The organism is Geotalea toluenoxydans JCM 15764 (assembly GCF_001311985.1).
Classification (GTDB): Bacteria; Desulfobacterota; Desulfuromonadia; order Geobacterales; family Geobacteraceae; genus Geotalea; species Geotalea toluenoxydans.
In genome coordinates this window covers 1-16,822 of record NZ_BBCJ01000022.1, presented here as the reverse complement: position 1 = coordinate 16,822, position 16,822 = coordinate 1, and the positions used below count along the sequence as shown (strand labels likewise).

Here is a 16,822-nt window from a genome sequence, read left to right as displayed (position 1 = left end):
ATAGAACAGGAGAGATCACCATGTCTGAATATGGCACTCTGGAAGAGCGGGTACGCTGCAAAGCATTGTTGAAGAAAGTAATGGGACCGGAAGAAACTATTCCCTTCTTTAAAAACGGCATGAACCTGGCTGGTCGGGTTTCACTCCGGCCGGATATCCCAAGGCAGTGCCCATTGCCCTGGCGGACCATGTGGAAAGGAACAACCTGCAGGGAAAACTGCGCTTCAACATTTTCACCGGCGCATCGGTAGGCGCGGAAACGGAAGACCGGTGGGCTGAACTGGACATGATCGACCGGCGCTGGCCCTACCAGACCGGCAAAAACATCGCCGCCGGTATCAATGAAGGGCGCATCCGCATGGGAGACAAGCACCTCTCCCTCTTCGCCCAGGACCTGGGTTACGGGTTCTACACCAAGGACACTGAAAGCGGCAAGCTGGACCTGGCCATCATCGAGGTTTCGGCCATCACCGAAGACGGGGGGCTGGTGCCAACTTCGTCGGGCGGGGTAATCCCGGAGATCCTCATGATCTGCGACCGGGTCATCGTCGAGGTCAATGTGGGACAACCATCCTTCGAAGGGATGCACGACACCATTATCTGTGACAATCCCCCCCATAGGCAAGTGCTGAACATCACCAGGCCGATTCACGGATCGGTACCGGCGCTGTCCCCTGCGATCCGGCAAAGATCATTGCCGTGGTAGAATCCCGGCACCGGGACAACGGCCGGGCCTTTTCCGAACAGGACGAAACCTCCGAAGCAATCGCCAACCATATTATCGATTTCTTCTCCCATGAAGTGAAGGCGGGGCGCCTGCCGAAAAATCTTCTGCCCCTCCAGTCCGGGGTCGGTTCCATCGCCAACGCGGTCATCGGCGGCCTGGCTAAAGGACCGTTCAGCGACCTGAGTGTCTACACCGAAGTACTCCAGGACACCATGCTCGACCTGATCGATTCGGGCAAGCTTGACTGCGCCTCTTCCTGCTCCCTCTCCCTCTCCAAGGACGAGGGCTTCCCACGGTTTTTCGCCAACATGGACAAATATGCCGGCAAGATCCTCATCCGCCCCCTCTCCATCTCCAATGCCCCGGAACCGATCCGGCGGCTGGGGGTCATCGCCATGAACACGCCGGTGGAGATCGACATCTATGCCCACGCCAACTCAACCTGGTGGGAGGCACCCGGATGATCAACGGTATCGGAGGCTCGGGCGATTTCCTGCGCAACGGCTACCTGAAAATCATGCACACCCCTTCCAGCCGTCCTTCCAAGGTTGACCCGAACGGTATCACCTGCGTCGTGCCCCACTGCTCCCACATCGACCACACTGAGCACGACCTGGACGTGGTGGTGACCGAACAGGGTCTGGCCGACCTGCGAGGACTGGCTCCCAAAGAGCGAGCGCGCCGCATTATCGAAAAATGCGCCCACCCCGACTACAAACCGATCCTCGCCGCCTACCTGGAGATCGCCACCAGGGACTGTATCGCTCGGAAAGTAGGACACGAGCCCCAGCTGTGGGATCGAGCTTTCAAGATGCAGCTGAACCTTGCCCAGCACGGCACCATGAAGATCAAGAACTGGGACATAAAGATAGATCTGTGCAATTGAACCGGCTAATGCCGGACATGAAAAGTTGGCACAATTACATGATAAGGAGAATACAGATATGGCCACACAATCGCACGATGCCGCCACCGCCTTCGCCATCAACGACACCACGGCTAATCCGGCCCCCTTGGGGCTGCTGGGCTTCGGCATGACCACCGTCCTTTTAAACCTGCACAACGCCGGCATGTTTCCCCTGGACGCCATGATCCTCAGCATGGGGATCTTCTACGGCGGCCTGGGCCAGATCATTGTCGGCATCATGGAGTGGAAGAAAAACAATACCTTCGGCGCCACCGCCTTCACCTCCTACGGCCTGTTCTGGCTCTCTCTGGTGGCGCTCATCATGCTCCCCAAGACCGGTTATATCCAGGCACCCGGCGACTCGGCCATGACCGCCTATCTGGTCATGTGGGGCATCTTCACGGGAGCGCTCTTCATCGGCACCTTCAAGATGAACAAGGCGCTGCAGGTGGTGTTCGGCTCACTTGTGGTGCTCTTTTTCCTCCTGGCAGGGGGTGATTTTACCGGGAATCAAGCCATAAAGACCATCGCCGGTTACGAAGGAATTTTCTGCGGATTCTCGGCCATCTATGCCGGACTGGCCCAGGTGCTCAACGAGGTCTATGGTCGGACGGTCGCCCCCCTGGGGTTGGTCCGAGACCCGGGGTAGCAAGGTACATTCACGCTTTTATCCCCGCCGCATAAAAAAGCCCTCCCGTGCCTTGACGAGAGGGCTTTTACAACGCAATGCCTGCCGGAGGTCACACCTTCCCCTTCAGCTTGTACACATAGGCAAGAATCTCCCCCACCGCCGCATAGAGTGCCTCGGGGATCTCTTCTCCCTCTTTCACCTGGGCAAAAAGCTCCCTTGCCAGGGGGCGCGGTATACCATCGAGAATCTTCAAATCTTCAAGGCCTGACCAACTGCCCTCCATTATTTGAATTTCCCCAACAGCTGCTTGCAGATTGCATCAAGCCCTTTGTCCTTGTTGCTTATCCACCAATCTGCGCTTGACTGTCCACTCAGTATCGGCTCGATTGCTTGAATACTTCCGGTGAGGTCTCCTGCCAGACTTTCATTCGTTCCTTGCGGATCTTCTCCGCCCATACCACAAGTTTGGGTGCCCCGATAATTTTCACCATTATTGCTTAGTTACCTCTTTCCTCTCAGGTACATCTTTTCGACCTTTTCCCTGGCCCACGGCGTTCGCCTCAAAAATTTCAGACTGGATTCCAAGCTAGGGTCATGGGTAAAACAACGGATATCGATGCGTTTGCCGATCCCTTCCCAGCCATATGCAGCTACCAGCTCGGTCAGAATCATTTTAAGGGTGGTGCCATGGAGGGGATCATTCGATTTTTCAGTCATATGGTTAACGTATATTTCCTTCAAATTCAGTTTTACATCTAGTTCAACAGCGCCTTTCAGTTTACGGGGGGAAATTGGGGGGGGAAATTGGGGACACTTCCCGGTTTTTCAATGCCCATTGGCGCCATCACTGACGACCTTCCCTCCGGTGGTGGCAAAGGCGCTGTAAAGCGGCAGGAAGGTGATCCTTTGCTCCGGAAGATTGGCATAGGGGCGGTCGGAAAATACCAGTGCATTGCCACACTCCGGGTAGGTAGCCAGAAACAGGTGCAGGCTCCTCAGACTGCCGGCAGCGCCGCTTTTCACCTCGACCGGATGGATCCTGCCGTCCAAAACTGCGAGATAATCAATTTCGGCGGAACTGCTTTTCGCTGGCCGATCCCAGTAATAGAGACTGCCGTTTTGCGAAACCAGCATCTCCTGCCCGACGAATTGCTCTGCCATAGCGCCGCGATACATGGCAAGCAGGTCTCCTCTGGCATATTCTATATCATCCGGCATTCCGGACAGGTAACGCATCAATCCAAGATCCAGCATGAGCGCCTTGAACAGTTTTGCCGAGGCGCTTGCACCCAGCGGCAGACCGGAGGGATCGACCGACGGCACCCTGCGCGCCACTTGAGCCAGACAAAGTGCATCAAACGCTTTTTTCATTGTCGGTTGCGCATACCCCGTTGCCAGACGCGCATATTTGATCTGCTGCCCGACAGCCTGGGCCAGAGCGGTAAATACCGCGTCAAGACAGTAACGGTCAACCTGCGGGGTGTACTTGGCGAAATCCAGCCGGAATGATTCGGCGATTTCCCCTTGTACCTCAAAGGCCTCCTTCAGTGAGCCCCGTTCCGCATAAGCCTTGACCGCAGCCGGCATGCCGCCGATGAAGAAGTAACGCTTCAGCTCTTCACGAAGCAGCTCGTGGACAGCCGGAGTAATCCCGGCCGGATCACTCAAAACGGCCGCCGCTGCCGGAGCATTGCCTATGGCCTCCAGATACTCGGCGAAACAAAGGGGGTAGAGATTTAGAAACTGAATCCTGCCGACCGGGAACGACGCCTCTTTGAGGGCAAATTCCAGCAGCGATCCCGCCGCAACGACATGCAGTTCTGGCATCTCTTCGTAAAAGTAGCGCAAGGCAGTTATGGCGCGTGGGCATGCCTGGATTTCATCGAAAAAAAGCAGGGTTTGTCCCGGCGTAATTTTCTGCCTGAGCAGCACCTCAAGATCGGCACAGATGCGTGACGCGCTCAGATCGGCATCGAACAGCCCGCGCAATTGCGGATTGCGCTCCAGGTCAACCAGAGCCAGAGACTCAAAGCATTTTTTCCCGAAATCCTTAAGCGACCAGGTTTTACCGACCTGTCGCGCACCCCGCAGAATCAAAGGCTTGCGACGAGTCCCGTCTTTCCATCGCTTGAGCTCTTTATCAATTAACCTATGCATCCGCACCCTGCAAAACCATCATTTGAAAATACAAGGTTATTTTGTATGTTTTGAGTTAGAAATACAAGGCAAATATCAAGATAATTAATCAATTCAATCGCGATAATCTCCCAAAATATTTAAATGTCAAACATGACCCCGGTGATTTTCCTGCGACGAGTCCCGTCTTTCCATCGCTTGAGCTCTTTATCAATTAACCTATGCATCCGCACCCTGCAAAACTATCATTTGAAAATACAAGGTTATTTTGTATGTTTTGATTTAGAAATACAAGGCAAATATCAAGATCATTAATCAATTCAATCGCGATACTATGGGAGCCCCGTATAGATGCAACAGTTACCCCTTGCTTTTGCCGCCATACTCCAGGCAGCTCTCTACAAACCCCGCTGCCATCTCCGGGCAGCTGCCGAAGAGAAAGTTCTGGGGGAGGTCTTCAGGGGAGGTCTTCAGGGGAGGTCTTCAGGGGAGGTCTTCACAGGGTCTTCAGGGTCTTCAGGGTCTTCAGGGGAGGTCTTCACAGGGTCTTCAGGGTCTTCAGGGGTCTTCAGGGACGCTGTTGGGGTCTTCAGTGGGGTCTTCAGGGACGCTGTTTATTTGTTGACTAACTCAATGTCTCAGGGAGACTTAGTAAACAAATAAACTATGTCCCAATTGCCTTCCCCTAAGAACAGAGGATCGCCCGCATTGCCTCGAATTATGACGTGATAAAAACATCCTGGAATATGAATACGTCATGCAGGAATTGTCTTGCAAAATGTTTAAATGTCAAACATGACCCCGGTGATTTTCCCCAAAACGTCGTCAAAAAACGAAACGAGCTTGTCTATCTCTCCCCCAGGGAAATTATTCTTTGTGTTCTCAAATGTGGTTACGTATTTGAACTGAAACACGTGTATTGAATTTCTACCTTCACGATCATCGACGAAAACAGCATCACATCCTCTGTCCATTCCTCCATCAGTGATAGCGTCCTCCGCTTCTTCATCGGAAACACCGAGTATGGAAGCAACCATCAATATTGGAAAGGCTTTCTGAGGGATGTCGATTCCATTTTCGTGATCGAGATAAGCTTTCACTTTGTGATCAAGTGTATTCCAATCAAGCATATTAGCCATAGACTTCCCCTTTGTTATAATTTGGTATTTCAACGTCTCAAGGCGCACCGGCGGAGCGAAGCGAAGACCGCGTGCCGCCGCTGGTTGAACGTCCGGCTTACCTACTCTTCAAAAGTTTCTGAATCAAGCATGTGAACTGGTTCTTCACCTTTTCATGAAGGTCAGTATTGCAGAAAGGTGCAGATCGCCTCTGAATGTTAGCGATGGGTTCAAAAAATTCTATAAGCTTGTTCTCCACGAATTTGATTTCGATTTTATCAAGTGGATGTGGAACGGCCGCCCAAAGAACATGAGTAACACCTTTTTTCTTTACGGCGCGTTTATGGTTGTTATCGTATTTGTTGTTGTACTTTTTACTAAACATTTCAAGCATCTTCTGCTCGTCGTGGACGGTTGCCCAGAGCGCAACATATTCTTCTGATAGTTCTTCCTCGATTCTTGTGTAAAGGTTCCACGTTGTGCTGTTATCTGACTTTCCTATGTACACAGGCCTGACACGCTCGCTAACGTCGACCCAATAGTACCAGCCCGTTTTCTTAGGCACACTTTTTACTGCCTGTTCGATTATGGACTTGAAAGGCCGGTAAATTTCTCTGTCATTAGTTCGATGTGGGACCTCAGGGTTTTTACTTATGTAGCTATATATTTCGTCAAGACAGACAATGCCTGTTTCCATAAATTCCCCTTTCCCTTTATCTGTCGTTCAACATCGTGGGCGGTGAGCGGGGTTCACCGCTCCACCGTCCTGGTTGGACCCTCTTTCTTTTTGCCAATTGTTGCAACCCATTCATCCTTTAATAAATCGGGATATATTTCTGATATGGTCGCTTTTTTGTCAGGGTCACTTATTAAATTAGCTTTCAACATATCGGCAAATTCAGCTCGAATGTAGCCACCTTTATGTCCAAACCAAATTGCATGCAGAAACAAGGGATGATCACCTAAGTCAGTCAAGTATGCATAGTTAATTTTCGCTTCATCTTCACTTATCAAATTCTGCTTCTGTGCATCGTAAGTGTCAGCTACGAGGTATAGAACTGACTCAAGATAGAGATATGCCTGCCGTAGTCGTTCCATGTTAGCATTGGTAAATGTTCCGGCACGATATAACTCCTTTTCTAGATCTTCAACTGTTGACCAGTGAGGAACTGATAACGAGGTTTTATCTTTTCCGGCAGTCCATAATGCGGAAAGTTGCATATCTGCGCGTTTTTTACCACTTATTGTATCAGGGATTATTGCCCATATGCTGTCCAAAAACGGTTTATCCATATTCATGATGATCAAGTCACGATCAATACTTTGTAATTGTGCGAGTCGGGCCACTTTATTGGTCATTTTGTATTCTTTTAAGGCTATGCCAGCGATAAAGACTCCAACCAACGTCAAGAAGAGGCCGGAAACAATTAAAAACAGCTCAATTTTTTCCTTAAGCGATATATTTCTCCACTGCTGCGACAATGTACAATCCATGATCTCTCTCCTTCGTCTAACGGCTTGCGCCCTTGACCCGCACCGGGGTGCTTCTCAGCCCGGTCGGTGTCCAAGGGCCTTATAAGGGTTGGGACACCATTTCCCTTATAGATCTGTATTCCAGGTATCATTATAACCATCTGTCATAATGAACTTTTTGAAGCCAATATCTTTCAGTTGCCCGGTGAAAGAAGCATCATTGATGAGCTTGTAGACAAGGGGTCTGCTGGTGAGAATGAACTTGATTCGGAATGTTGTATTGTTATTGCCAACAGCACTGGCATAGACATCGAGACCTTTTTCGAGCATCAACTGCTCATATTGTTTCGCAAACTGGATTCTTTTAGGTTTTAGTGAGGCAACTCTAGCTAATTCCGCCTGTTTCTCGCGCTTCGCCTGGTCGCTCTTGAAATCAGCATAAAATTCTCGTGCTTCCTTGTACTCCGGACTTCCAGCAGGTAACTTCCTTAATTCATTATTATATCTACCTAAGTCACCCAACTTGACGGCCATTTTGCACTGCTTCAAAATTTCTTGAGGCGTTTCATTGTGTGTTTTGACGGACTCAACCTGTTTAGTGGTTTGATGTTGTGGAGCAGAAGAAGGCAAAGGAGGAGGGGATTTCAAGGCCCATATGAAACCCGAGATCAGCAGCAGAATCGCATAAAAAGGCCACAAGGCTATAAACATTCTCCAATACCGCTGCATATACCATCCTCCCTTGGGTTAATCATTTGCCAACGTCTCAAGGCGCACCGGCGGAGCGTAGCGAAGACCGTGTGCCGCCGCTTGTTGGTCCTTCGAAGCTTCAAACAAGGAGCCCTGTTCAAGCTCCACTCATTATTTCCAAGAAGGTGAAGCTTCGCCGTTCGGAATAACTCTTCTCAATGTCGAGGCAAACAGCTTTATCTGTTGTCACGTCAGTAATGATTCTGTATTTGATGCAGGTTTTATGGTCAAGATACTCAAGGTTAACAGGATTGATGGTGAATACCGCATTGATAGTTCCATCGCTAAACATTGTTCCTTCTTCAACTGTCTCGTTATTATTCTTATATAATTGCTGTTCCTTTTTATCAGTGATTATCACTTCTTTTAGTATGGCTTTGAATGGTCTAACGTCTTCCGGTCTTAGCCCAACTATGAGCGAATATGGCGAGCAATTATTGTTGTTTTTCCAGCAGTGTTGTCTTTTCCGATCATCCGCACCTTTACTTCAACTCCATCTTTGGTTGCGGTCGCGTCTTTGAAGCTGAAATATTTTAAGGTGATTCTCAATGTCAGAAAGGCCACCAGAACAGCCATCAATATTAGAACTACGACGACATTTCTCCGCATTTAGATCATCCTTTGAATTGCATCAATCTGTTGGACCAACGCCAAAAGCCTGACCGGCCTGCTTTTGGGCCGGTCTTGGCGCTGGTTATGCTGGACTTTCTTTAATCGCACCCTCAATCTTTGAGATTAAAAAGTCCCCAAATTCCTTTGTGATACGGACTTTGTCATTACCTCTGTTGATGGTGCCTAAACCATAACCGCCAGCGTAAGTGACGGGAGTCTTTTGATGTTTTTGCAAAACTCGTTTAGGGCATCCTGCCTTCTAATGTTGTGGACCCACCATTGACCACCAAACTCTGGAGATTGGTTCCGACCTTCCATGTACCAAGGCCAGCGTTCTTTCCAGCCATCCCGCTTGATTTCTTCATCTGTGACGTGTTGAAGGCCACCAGTAACTTTAAAATATGACAGGAGTGAACCCGGTCCAACGGCAGTGGTGATGACATAATCACCTTTTCTGACACCTTGCGGCTTCCGTTTTGAGAAATGAAGATTTTGGTGCAAATCGGAAAAGTCGCGCATCTCCTCCAGAAGAATAGGCGAGTCTGAATGCCCTATAGGTTTAAGAAAATATTTGGGTTCTGTATTTTTTGTGTCATCTACCGAATAGACAGACTCCAATATATCGCTGTTAATATTAGGTTTTCGCGTCCAATCTGGAAAATCCTTTGCATATTGTTCAGCAAACAAGCAGGCTCTTGCTATTTGATTATACGTTACATCGAAATATTCTATCGAATCAAATATTTCCTCAACTAAAGTGTCGATGATTGCATTGTCGTCTAAACTTAAGCCCCATTCGTGATTGTCAGAAAGGCCACTTCTTGTAAAATTTGCGGAACTTAAGATTAGTGATTTGTTGAGGCCGGATAGCGAAAGATACAGCTTGCCGTGAAGATGATTGTCCACATGCACCTTTACCTTCACTTTGGAGTATTTGCTTTTAAAGAAATCTATAAACTCTTTTAGCACCCTTGGTTTTGTAAGTTGTTCAGCATCTGCTGGTTTGAAGGTAGTAACTAGTTCAAGGGTGTTGACGCCACTAAAATCAAATTCCTGCAGCAGGCCAGAAATATTGGCAGCAAGGAATGGTGATACGATTACAACCCGGTCTGTCGCAGACTTATAAAGTGCTTTCAGCTTATCAAGATGATTTCCGGTGGTATTTGAAATGATGGATACTTCTGCCATTTGGCTTTTTCACTCCTTTGCGCATAACGGGGCGCGGCGTGACCTGCGCGGCGGGGTTTGCCGCGACAGAGTCCACGCCGGTGTTGGGAGTGGCTGTTATAATGCATGACTTGATCCACTAGCCTAACTGAAATCTTCATCAGTTTCTGCAACCGGTGATCTCCCTACTGGTTTGATACTGACGTCGAATTTTGGAAAATTCTCGATGTGCAATTTACCATCAGAATCCAACGGGACAACGGTATTTATATGAGCGACAGCCGACATCTTTCTTCTCACATAACTGTCTGGCTCACCTATTACTAGATCAGCAGTGAGTGACTCGTTCGGTAATATTCTCAATATAGCGTTGCAAGTCAGCTTACCTAAAATATCAACAAGATAATCGCTCGAAAATGGTATATCAGCTTCTATATCTTCAAGCCAATCACCATGCATCAAAGCATTACGAGCCATGTCTAGAAAACCAAACAGCTCATCAGCGTTATTAGCTACAAGATCATTGACCAATTGGCAAATGGCCTGTTTCGGATATGGTTTATGAGTAGGATATTCTTTGCATGACTCACAATACAGGTCAGTTCGACATTTTGGGCATCGGTCATGAATCTTCAAGGGCTTCTTTTGTGCTTCGGCTAGTATTTCAAACGCAAACCAGAAAAACTGAAAAGTATCTTCCACTGACTCCCCTGCTAGTCCCAGCCTAAACCAGTGAAGGGCACGTTTGATCTGGGGTGACATTTCTATTTCAAGAAGTTTCTGTGTTGATTCAATAAATGAGTCATTGAGCATGGATACTGGTTCGTTTGCCGGATCGAATTCAGTAAAGAGCAATGCTCCTCTTTTTGATTCGCCTGGAGTCCAGTCAACTATTTTTAGGATACGACTGTATTCGAATCGAGAGTTTGTCACAAACGCCAGAGCATTCAATCCATCGGTGAGAAATTCTTTGGATAATTCCTTTGCTGTATTCAAATCTGGTGATTCAAAAATTACCTGTACTGAAAGGAATGGTGATTGAGGAGTTGCTTGTTTAGGACCATTTTTGATGTGTAACTCATAGCGCCCTGCTGGGTGAACAATTTTCAATTTCTTAGTATCATTTTCAACGCAAAGATCAGATAACACCTCAAAATCTGCGATACAGTTCATGTTATTCCTCTGTTTTTTGTCCTATTTTTGTCGACCAACGGCTGAGAGCACAGCGGGTTCACCGCTGCTGCGCTTGGTTGAACATTTGTTGTTTCACGATCATTTGTTTGAACAAGTGGAAAAAGGGAAGTTGACCCTCTATTCCCCCTGCTATGTCTAGCGTTTAAAAATGTTTTCTCGATGAAATTCAATATATTTTTTGTGGTTCGCATGGAAGGGAATCATTATTGTGTCATCAATTCCTAACGCTTTTATATTTGTATTATTCAAGGCAGAACTTATTACTATATGCCCATCATCTTTGAAGGTAACATACCCCTTGTCGAATGCGGCATCTAGGTTTGGCGTCAGAAGTAAACCGTTAAACTTGTCAAGTCTCTCAATGTTGTCACAACAGCGCCATGGTTTAATATGCGAAGCTCTCAGCAATGTCAGTTCGTTACATTTGGTAATTGCACACTCTTTCCAATATGAAACTAAATATTCTCTAAATTTACCTTGACCTAATCTTGCTTTAATCAGTGCTTCTTTTTCTGTTGAATTGATATTTTTATCTTGTTCAATCTCAGAAATATCCTCAAGAACTTCATCTAATGCTTGATCCGGTGTTCGAACGCTCTGCAATTGAGCGTATTGAATCTCTGAAACATTTCTGTATGCCTGCCTTGCACTTGCTAGATTTTCGAGTCCTTCAATGCCTTCGATCAAATCAACGCCAATGTGGGGATCAAATATCTTCAGGCTGTAAGGCTGAATGTAACAACTCCATGGAAAATCTTTTTCACGATCAGTTTTTATTATTTTTTCAACAACAAATTCTGCAGTTATTCCCTTGCGTTCTGGGTCATATATGAGGATTTTTTTCCCACCATTGGTCAATGCCTTTGGATTTCTTGGCAAGTTCCAAGACTCATCAGTTTTCTCAAGATTAAGCAGATGTTGTAAATAAGTTTCAGGATAAAGGTCACTCTTTTCCCCGAATGACAGTTTCATGATTATTCCGATATGCTGATTGGGTATTTTGAGCTTTTTTCTTAAATTATCGTAAGCGATTTTTATAAATTTCATAGCGTATTGAGGATCTTCGAAATCACTGGGTGCCTGAAAGTCCATTCGGACCTCATCCTTTTCTGACGGCTTACTTTGGCTATATATTCTTTCGGATATGTTTCTGCATAATTTTTTCGGGTCTCGCTCTTCGCTATACTGAATATGCAAAGGACTTACGACCACTTTCTTAACTTGAGGTTCTATGGAGGCAAAATTATTCTTTCCAATTTTGTATTTTATTGTCGCTTTTGCAAAATGCTCTTGGACATCTGGACTAATGGAGAGAATAGATTCGCTGAGTACATTACAAAAAGACAAGACGGACTCAGTTAGATTATGTTTGTAATCGGTTGGTTTCTTCGATTCTATCAGTCTTGTAAGAATGTTTTTATCGGGCAACATCTTGTCCTCCCTTATATTTTGCTCAACGAGGCCGCGCTTGACCTGCCGGGCGTTTTTTGCCCGGTCATGGTCTGAGCGCTGGTTGAGCTCTCTTTGCTTTTAAGTATGACGAAATTTTTATAGACAATATGGTGCAGATAAACCATATGGCAGATTGAAAAGTCTTATCTGATGTTCCGAGAAGAAGTGAGAGATCAAAAGGGAATTTTTTAAAGTAATAAAAGTCTGCTGTTACAGCTCCAATCGTTAAGATAACGGAGTAAATTAAGAGCCTGTTTTCAAATAGTTTTGATAGAAAATATACGAACAAAAATACCACCAAAAAATTGACTACGATGTATTCAAAGTCTGAATAAGCAATGTATGCTTGTGACCTGGCATCTCCCTTAGGCAGATGCTTAATCAGTGTCCGAACAATCGCAGATTCAAAGCCTTTGTCCCACAAAAACGCTTTAACAACTCCTGTAAAACATACAAAAACATAAAACGTAAGGCAGCCAAGCAAATATGCTATTAACACCAGTCCAAAATTGGAGAAATTTTTTGTTGTTTTCATTTATTTTCCCTGCTCAACTACTTATTGAGCAGTTAAAAAGTTTATACATCTATAAACAAATCCACAAAAAGTTTCTACATCTACAAACCCAGCAGGTTTCTACTATTATAAACTTTGCTCCGCGTGCCATTTTCGAGGGTTTATACATCTATAAACTTTCACCCTATTGGCCTTCCGATTCACCTTCTTCAATTAATGAACGCTACCCCTTTTTACTCCTGAAAACCAGCAAGTTCAATCGAAAATCCGCAAGAAAAGGTGAGTTTCGCTGCCTGAAACAAAAAAAGCCGCTTATCGCGGCTTGAAAAAGTACATTCCCTCCTGACATATCACATCTTCACACCTTCCCCTTCAGCTTGTAAACATAGGCGAGAATCTCCGCCACCGCCGCATAGAGAGCCTCGGGGATCTCCTCTCCCTCTTTCACCTGGGCAAAAAGCTCCCTTGCCAGGGGGCGGTTCTCCACCAGGGTGATATTGCTCTCCCGGGCGATTTCCTTGATTTTCTGGGCAAGAAAATCGGCCCCCTTGGCCAGCACCACCGGCGCGGCCATCTTCTGCCGGTCGTATTTCAGGGCCACGGCAAAGTGGGTCGGGTTGGTCACAACCACGTCGGCAGTGGGAATGATGAGCCGCATTCTTCTTCTTGCCTGATCGTACTGCTTCTGCTTGATCTTCCCCTTGATATGGGGGTCACCTTCCGCATCCTTGTTCTCATCCTTAACCTCCTGCTTGGTCATCTTCAGGTTCTCGATGAAGCGCCACTTGACGAAGGCCAGGTCCAGCACCGCCAGGATGAACAGAACGCCGCAGGTATGGATGACCAGTTTGAAGGAGATGTGGCTGACAAATTCGGCAATGGCCGGTATATCCATGTCCACCAGGTAAATGACGCTGTCCACCTCGTCCCGCATGACCTTGTAGGCCATGTAACCGACAATGATGATCTTGAGGAAGGATTTCAGCATCTCCACCACGGCATCCTTGTTGAAGAGCCTTTTGATGCCGTGGACCGGATTCAGCTTGTCCAGATCGAAGCCGATTTTTTCGAAGGAGGTGGAGATGCCCCCCTGGCTGACTTCAGCCGCAAGGCTGGCAACGATGACGATCAGCAGGAAAGGCGCCAGCACCAGGGTCATGGTCAGGAAAAGCTTGAGCATCAGCATATAGATGCCTGCCTCGGTGAATTCCTTGGTACTGAGGCTGGCAAAAATTTCGGCGCTGCTGCTTTTCAGCTTGGAGGCCATGAAGCCGCCGGTCACATAGAGGGCAATGATACCGCTGGTCAGGGAGAGGGTCGAGGTAAGGTCCCGGCTACGGGGTATGTTACCTTTCTCCTTGGCTTCCGAGACCTTTTTACTGGTTGGCTGTTCTGTTTTGGAATGTTTGTCTTCTTCGGACATGGTGCTAGGCCAGGAGCTTGAAGAGAGTTTTTATCTGCCTGTCGATGCCGCCGAAGGAGTTCTCCAGGGTGCGGAGAAAGGCGAGCAGGGAGAGGCCCAAGGCGAGAAAACCGATGCCGATATTGAGGGGCATGCTGACCATGAAGATGTTCATCTGGGGAAATGCCCTGGCCATGATCCCCAGGGCGACACTGGTCGCCAACAGGGCGACCATGACCGGCGCCGCCAGTTTGACCCCCAGGATGAAGACAGCGCCGATGCTGGTAATGAAGAATTGCATCAGTTCGCCGCTCATGTGCCAGGCCCCCACCGGGATTACCTGGTAACTCTCGACTATGGCCCGTATAAAAATGTGATGCACCCCCAGGGCTACAAAGAGGAGCATGGCCAGTATCCCCTGGAAGAGGGACATGGTCGGCACATTGGACTGGGTGTTGGGGTCGAAGAGAGCGGCAATGGATATGCCCATCTGCATGCCGACTATCTGCCCGCACATTTCTACGGCGGCGAAGATCGCCTGGGAAATGATTCCCAGGGTCAGACCGATCAGGGTTTCACGAATCACCAGCAGGCCGATGGAAATGGAGTCTCCGGGCAGCGGCGGCACCTGCATTTTGATGATGGGAAAGAGCAGAAGCGCCATTGACATGATGACGGCCATTTTGATCCGCATCGGCACCGACTTGCCACCAAAGAGCGGAATTGCCGAAAAGAGACCGGCCATCCTCCCCACCACCAGGCTAAAGAGGGTGAAGTCGCTGATGGTGGCAAAGGGGATGGCGAACACGTCAGTGCCTCATGTTGGGGATCATGTTGTATATCTCACGGGTAAAGTCGCTCATGTAACTCATCATCCAGGGGAAAAAGATGATGAGAGCGACCATTACCGCAGCAATCTTCGGTGCAAAGGCGAGGGTCGCCTCGTTGATGGAGGTGATTGCCTGAAAGATGCTGATCAGAAGCCCCACCACCAGGCTGAAGGTAAGAAGCGGAGCGGATAAAAGGAGCGTCGTCTCGAAACTGCGGCGCGCCAACTGGACAACCAGGTCGGAAGTCATAAATACTCCTTAAATTCTATGTTCGAAGTTCGAGGTTCGAGGTTCGAAGTCACCCGTCACCAATCACCAATCACCGTTTTCACCCAAAGCTTTTCACCAGTGATCCGATAATCAGCCCCAGCCGTCAACCAGGACGAAGAGCAGGATCTTGAACGGCAGGGAGATCATCACCGGAGGCAGCATCATCATCCCCATGGACATGAGCACCGAGGCGACGACCATGTCCAGCACCAGGAACGGTATGTAAACCAGGAAGCCGATCTGAAAGGCGGTTTTCAACTCGCTGATCATGTAAGCAGGAATGATGGTCATGGTCGGAATGTCATCGGCATTTTTCGGCCGGGGCAGTTTGGACAGGTTGATGAACAGCGCCAGGTCCTTCTCCCTCACCTGGGAGAGCATGAACTTCCTCACCGGCGCCACCGCCCGCTTCAGGGCCTCGTCCTGGGTGATGGTCTGGGCACGGTAGGGCTGGAGAGCCTGAACGTTGATCTGTTGCCACACGGGCGCCATGATGAAGAAGGTCAGAAACAGCGACAGACCGATGATGATCTGATTAGAGGGAGCCTGCTGGGTACCCAGGGCATTGCGCAGAAAGGAGAGGACGACGACGATGCGGGTAAAGGAGGTGGTCATCATCAAAAGTCCGGGAGCCAGGGACAGCACTGTCATGAGGAAGAAGATCTGCAGAACGACAGCCACGTCGCCGGGTTTCGACACCTTGCCCATGCCGACACTCACCGTGGGCAGAGCGACCGGCTCGGCAAAGGCCGAAGCCGCAGTGAGAAGAAAGGCGATCACCAATAAGGGTTTAAGAATTTTGCCGCCACTCACAGTGCTTCACTCCGTTTTTTCGGCAGGGCAGCCAGGCGCATCAGGCCGGGGACTCCTTCCTTGATGGCGGCCAACCGCTCGCGCATCTGGGCGGAGAATTGGGCCACATCCCGGCGCTCCTCCACCACCTCTATCTCTTCCACCATGTCGATCTGTTTGACCAGTTGCAGTCGGTCACCGCAGTTGCTGAGCAGCAGATACTCGCCCCCCACCTCCACCAGCATCAGGGATTTTTTCGGCGCCAGAAAGCGGCTCTCAACCACGCGGATATAGCGTGCGACCCCTTTTCCGGCCGGAGCGATCTTCAGCCACTTGCTGGACAGGTGATAAAAGAGAAAAATGAGGCCCAGCACCAGGGCCAACGATCCCAGCATCTGGAAAAAGCCCGCCACCAGGCTGAATTCGCCGCTGCCGCTGTCAGCGGCAACTGCACTGGCCGGAAACAAAAAAAGGGCTGACAACACCAGGGCTCTCATAGCGCCTTTTCCACCCGCTCGTTGGGGCTGACGATATCCACCAGCCTGATGCCGAACTTGTCGTTGATGACCACCGCTTCACCGCGGGCAACCAGCTTTGAGTTGACGAAAACGTCCAGCGGTTCTCCCGCCAGTTTCGACAACTCGACCACCGCCCCCTGGTTCAGCTGCAATATGTCCTTGACCAGCAACTTGGTCCGCCCAAGTTCCACGGTCAGCTGCAATGGAATATCAAGAATGAAATCCAGATTCTTCATTTCAGCATTCTTCTGCTCTTCCAATTCGCCTGTTTCAGTCACCACGCGTCCCTCCCTGAAAAATCCGACTGATCTGCACCGCCTTGTTGCCCC

Annotated in this window: 17 protein-coding genes and 3 pseudogenes; 2 read left to right on the top strand and 18 right to left on the bottom strand. The window is 48.6% G+C overall.

Annotated elements, in window-relative coordinates:
• Window positions 1-20: 20 nt before the first annotated feature.
• Window positions 21-1,613: pseudogene (scpC, locus tag JCM15764_RS14335) on the top strand (succinyl-CoA:acetate CoA-transferase ScpC).
• A 58-nt stretch (window positions 1,614-1,671) separates the two neighbouring features.
• Entirely contained in the window at window positions 1,672-2,283 is a 612-nt protein-coding gene (locus JCM15764_RS14330; RefSeq protein WP_054696917.1) for an acetate uptake transporter, read from the top strand.
• Between the two features lie 91 nt (window positions 2,284-2,374).
• Here JCM15764_RS14330 and JCM15764_RS23940 read toward each other — a convergent pair.
• The 18 genes and pseudogenes from JCM15764_RS23940 to fliN all read right to left on the bottom strand — a co-directional run.
• A pseudogene (locus JCM15764_RS23940) lies at window positions 2,375-2,494 on the bottom strand (EscU/YscU/HrcU family type III secretion system export apparatus switch protein); the annotation flags it as partial.
• A gap of 272 nt (window positions 2,495-2,766) precedes the next feature.
• The gene (locus tag JCM15764_RS14325) at window positions 2,767-2,982 is read right to left on the bottom strand and encodes a VF530 family protein (RefSeq protein WP_054696910.1); all 216 of its coding nucleotides are present in this window, start codon (window positions 2,980-2,982) and stop codon (window positions 2,767-2,769) included.
• Window positions 2,983-3,090: 108 nt separating this feature from the next.
• Window positions 3,091-4,422: an ATP-binding protein gene (locus JCM15764_RS14320; protein ID WP_054696907.1), complete on the bottom strand. Its 1,332-nt coding sequence runs from the start codon at window positions 4,420-4,422 to the stop codon at window positions 3,091-3,093.
• Between the two features lie 761 nt (window positions 4,423-5,183).
• Complete coding sequence (locus JCM15764_RS14310; protein WP_054696902.1) at window positions 5,184-5,540, bottom strand: hypothetical protein; 357 nt, start codon at window positions 5,538-5,540, stop codon at window positions 5,184-5,186.
• A gap of 97 nt (window positions 5,541-5,637) precedes the next feature.
• Complete coding sequence (locus tag JCM15764_RS14305; protein ID WP_054696898.1) at window positions 5,638-6,216, bottom strand: hypothetical protein; 579 nt, start codon at window positions 6,214-6,216, stop codon at window positions 5,638-5,640.
• A gap of 53 nt (window positions 6,217-6,269) precedes the next feature.
• Complete coding sequence (locus tag JCM15764_RS14300; RefSeq protein WP_054696895.1) at window positions 6,270-7,013, bottom strand: hypothetical protein; 744 nt, start codon at window positions 7,011-7,013, stop codon at window positions 6,270-6,272.
• A 105-nt stretch (window positions 7,014-7,118) separates the two neighbouring features.
• Entirely contained in the window at window positions 7,119-7,721 is a 603-nt protein-coding gene (locus JCM15764_RS14295; protein ID WP_054696892.1) for a hypothetical protein, read from the bottom strand.
• A 432-nt stretch (window positions 7,722-8,153) separates the two neighbouring features.
• Window positions 8,154-8,351 carry a hypothetical protein gene (locus tag JCM15764_RS14285; RefSeq protein ID WP_054696884.1) on the bottom strand — a complete coding sequence of 66 codons (198 nt, stop codon included), beginning with the start codon at window positions 8,349-8,351 and terminating at the stop codon, window positions 8,154-8,156.
• A 186-nt stretch (window positions 8,352-8,537) separates the two neighbouring features.
• Entirely contained in the window at window positions 8,538-9,542 is a 1,005-nt protein-coding gene (locus JCM15764_RS14280) for a phospholipase D-like domain-containing protein (RefSeq protein ID WP_054696882.1), read from the bottom strand.
• A 123-nt stretch (window positions 9,543-9,665) separates the two neighbouring features.
• A complete protein-coding gene (gene mauJ, locus JCM15764_RS14275) occupies window positions 9,666-10,694 on the bottom strand; it encodes a methylamine utilization protein MauJ (protein WP_054696881.1) in 1,029 nt (342 codons plus the stop codon).
• Between the two features lie 156 nt (window positions 10,695-10,850).
• Window positions 10,851-12,146: an HNH endonuclease gene (locus JCM15764_RS14270; protein WP_054696879.1), complete on the bottom strand. Its 1,296-nt coding sequence runs from the start codon at window positions 12,144-12,146 to the stop codon at window positions 10,851-10,853.
• A 64-nt stretch (window positions 12,147-12,210) separates the two neighbouring features.
• Complete coding sequence (locus JCM15764_RS14265) at window positions 12,211-12,702, bottom strand: hypothetical protein (protein ID WP_054696877.1); 492 nt, start codon at window positions 12,700-12,702, stop codon at window positions 12,211-12,213.
• Between the two features lie 337 nt (window positions 12,703-13,039).
• Window positions 13,040-14,104: a flagellar biosynthesis protein FlhB gene (flhB, locus tag JCM15764_RS14260; protein WP_054696870.1), complete on the bottom strand. Its 1,065-nt coding sequence runs from the start codon at window positions 14,102-14,104 to the stop codon at window positions 13,040-13,042.
• A gap of 4 nt (window positions 14,105-14,108) precedes the next feature.
• Window positions 14,109-14,891, bottom strand: coding sequence for a flagellar biosynthetic protein FliR (fliR, locus tag JCM15764_RS14255; protein WP_054696867.1), 783 nt, complete (start codon window positions 14,889-14,891; stop codon window positions 14,109-14,111).
• Between the two features lies 1 nt (window position 14,892).
• Window positions 14,893-15,162 (bottom strand): flagellar biosynthesis protein FliQ, encoded by a 270-nt coding sequence (fliQ, locus tag JCM15764_RS14250; protein WP_012645607.1) that lies wholly within the window; start codon window positions 15,160-15,162, stop codon window positions 14,893-14,895.
• Between the two features lie 79 nt (window positions 15,163-15,241).
• Window positions 15,242-15,996 (bottom strand): annotated as a pseudogene (fliP, locus tag JCM15764_RS14245) (flagellar type III secretion system pore protein FliP).
• Window positions 15,993-16,472: a FliO/MopB family protein gene (locus JCM15764_RS14240; protein ID WP_054696864.1), complete on the bottom strand. Its 480-nt coding sequence runs from the start codon at window positions 16,470-16,472 to the stop codon at window positions 15,993-15,995. The pseudogene fliP and the gene JCM15764_RS14240 overlap by 4 nt, the downstream one beginning before the upstream one ends.
• Window positions 16,469-16,822: flagellar motor switch protein FliN (gene fliN, locus JCM15764_RS14235; RefSeq protein ID WP_279384468.1), on the bottom strand; the 354-nt coding region annotated here is incomplete at its 5' end. The genes JCM15764_RS14240 and fliN, both read right to left, overlap by 4 nt.

Coding starts and splice junctions, on each gene's coding strand:
- JCM15764_RS14330 (WP_054696917.1), top strand. CDS start 1,672: ATGGCCACACAATCGCACGATGCCGCCACCGCCTTCGCCATCAACGAC.
- JCM15764_RS14325 (WP_054696910.1), bottom strand. CDS start 2,982: ATGACTGAAAAATCGAATGATCCCCTCCATGGCACCACCCTTAAAATG.
- JCM15764_RS14320 (WP_054696907.1), bottom strand. CDS start 4,422: ATGCATAGGTTAATTGATAAAGAGCTCAAGCGATGGAAAGACGGGACT.
- JCM15764_RS14310 (WP_054696902.1), bottom strand. CDS start 5,540: ATGGCTAATATGCTTGATTGGAATACACTTGATCACAAAGTGAAAGCT.
- JCM15764_RS14305 (WP_054696898.1), bottom strand. CDS start 6,216: ATGGAAACAGGCATTGTCTGTCTTGACGAAATATATAGCTACATAAGT.
- JCM15764_RS14300 (WP_054696895.1), bottom strand. CDS start 7,013: ATGGATTGTACATTGTCGCAGCAGTGGAGAAATATATCGCTTAAGGAA.
- JCM15764_RS14295 (WP_054696892.1), bottom strand. CDS start 7,721: ATGCAGCGGTATTGGAGAATGTTTATAGCCTTGTGGCCTTTTTATGCG.
- JCM15764_RS14285 (WP_054696884.1), bottom strand. CDS start 8,351: ATGCGGAGAAATGTCGTCGTAGTTCTAATATTGATGGCTGTTCTGGTG.
- JCM15764_RS14280 (WP_054696882.1), bottom strand. CDS start 9,542: ATGGCAGAAGTATCCATCATTTCAAATACCACCGGAAATCATCTTGAT.
- mauJ (WP_054696881.1), bottom strand. CDS start 10,694: ATGAACTGTATCGCAGATTTTGAGGTGTTATCTGATCTTTGCGTTGAA.
- JCM15764_RS14270 (WP_054696879.1), bottom strand. CDS start 12,146: ATGTTGCCCGATAAAAACATTCTTACAAGACTGATAGAATCGAAGAAA.
- JCM15764_RS14265 (WP_054696877.1), bottom strand. CDS start 12,702: ATGAAAACAACAAAAAATTTCTCCAATTTTGGACTGGTGTTAATAGCA.
- flhB (WP_054696870.1), bottom strand. CDS start 14,104: ATGTCCGAAGAAGACAAACATTCCAAAACAGAACAGCCAACCAGTAAA.
- fliQ (WP_012645607.1), bottom strand. CDS start 15,162: ATGACTTCCGACCTGGTTGTCCAGTTGGCGCGCCGCAGTTTCGAGACG.
- JCM15764_RS14240 (WP_054696864.1), bottom strand. CDS start 16,472: ATGAGAGCCCTGGTGTTGTCAGCCCTTTTTTTGTTTCCGGCCAGTGCA.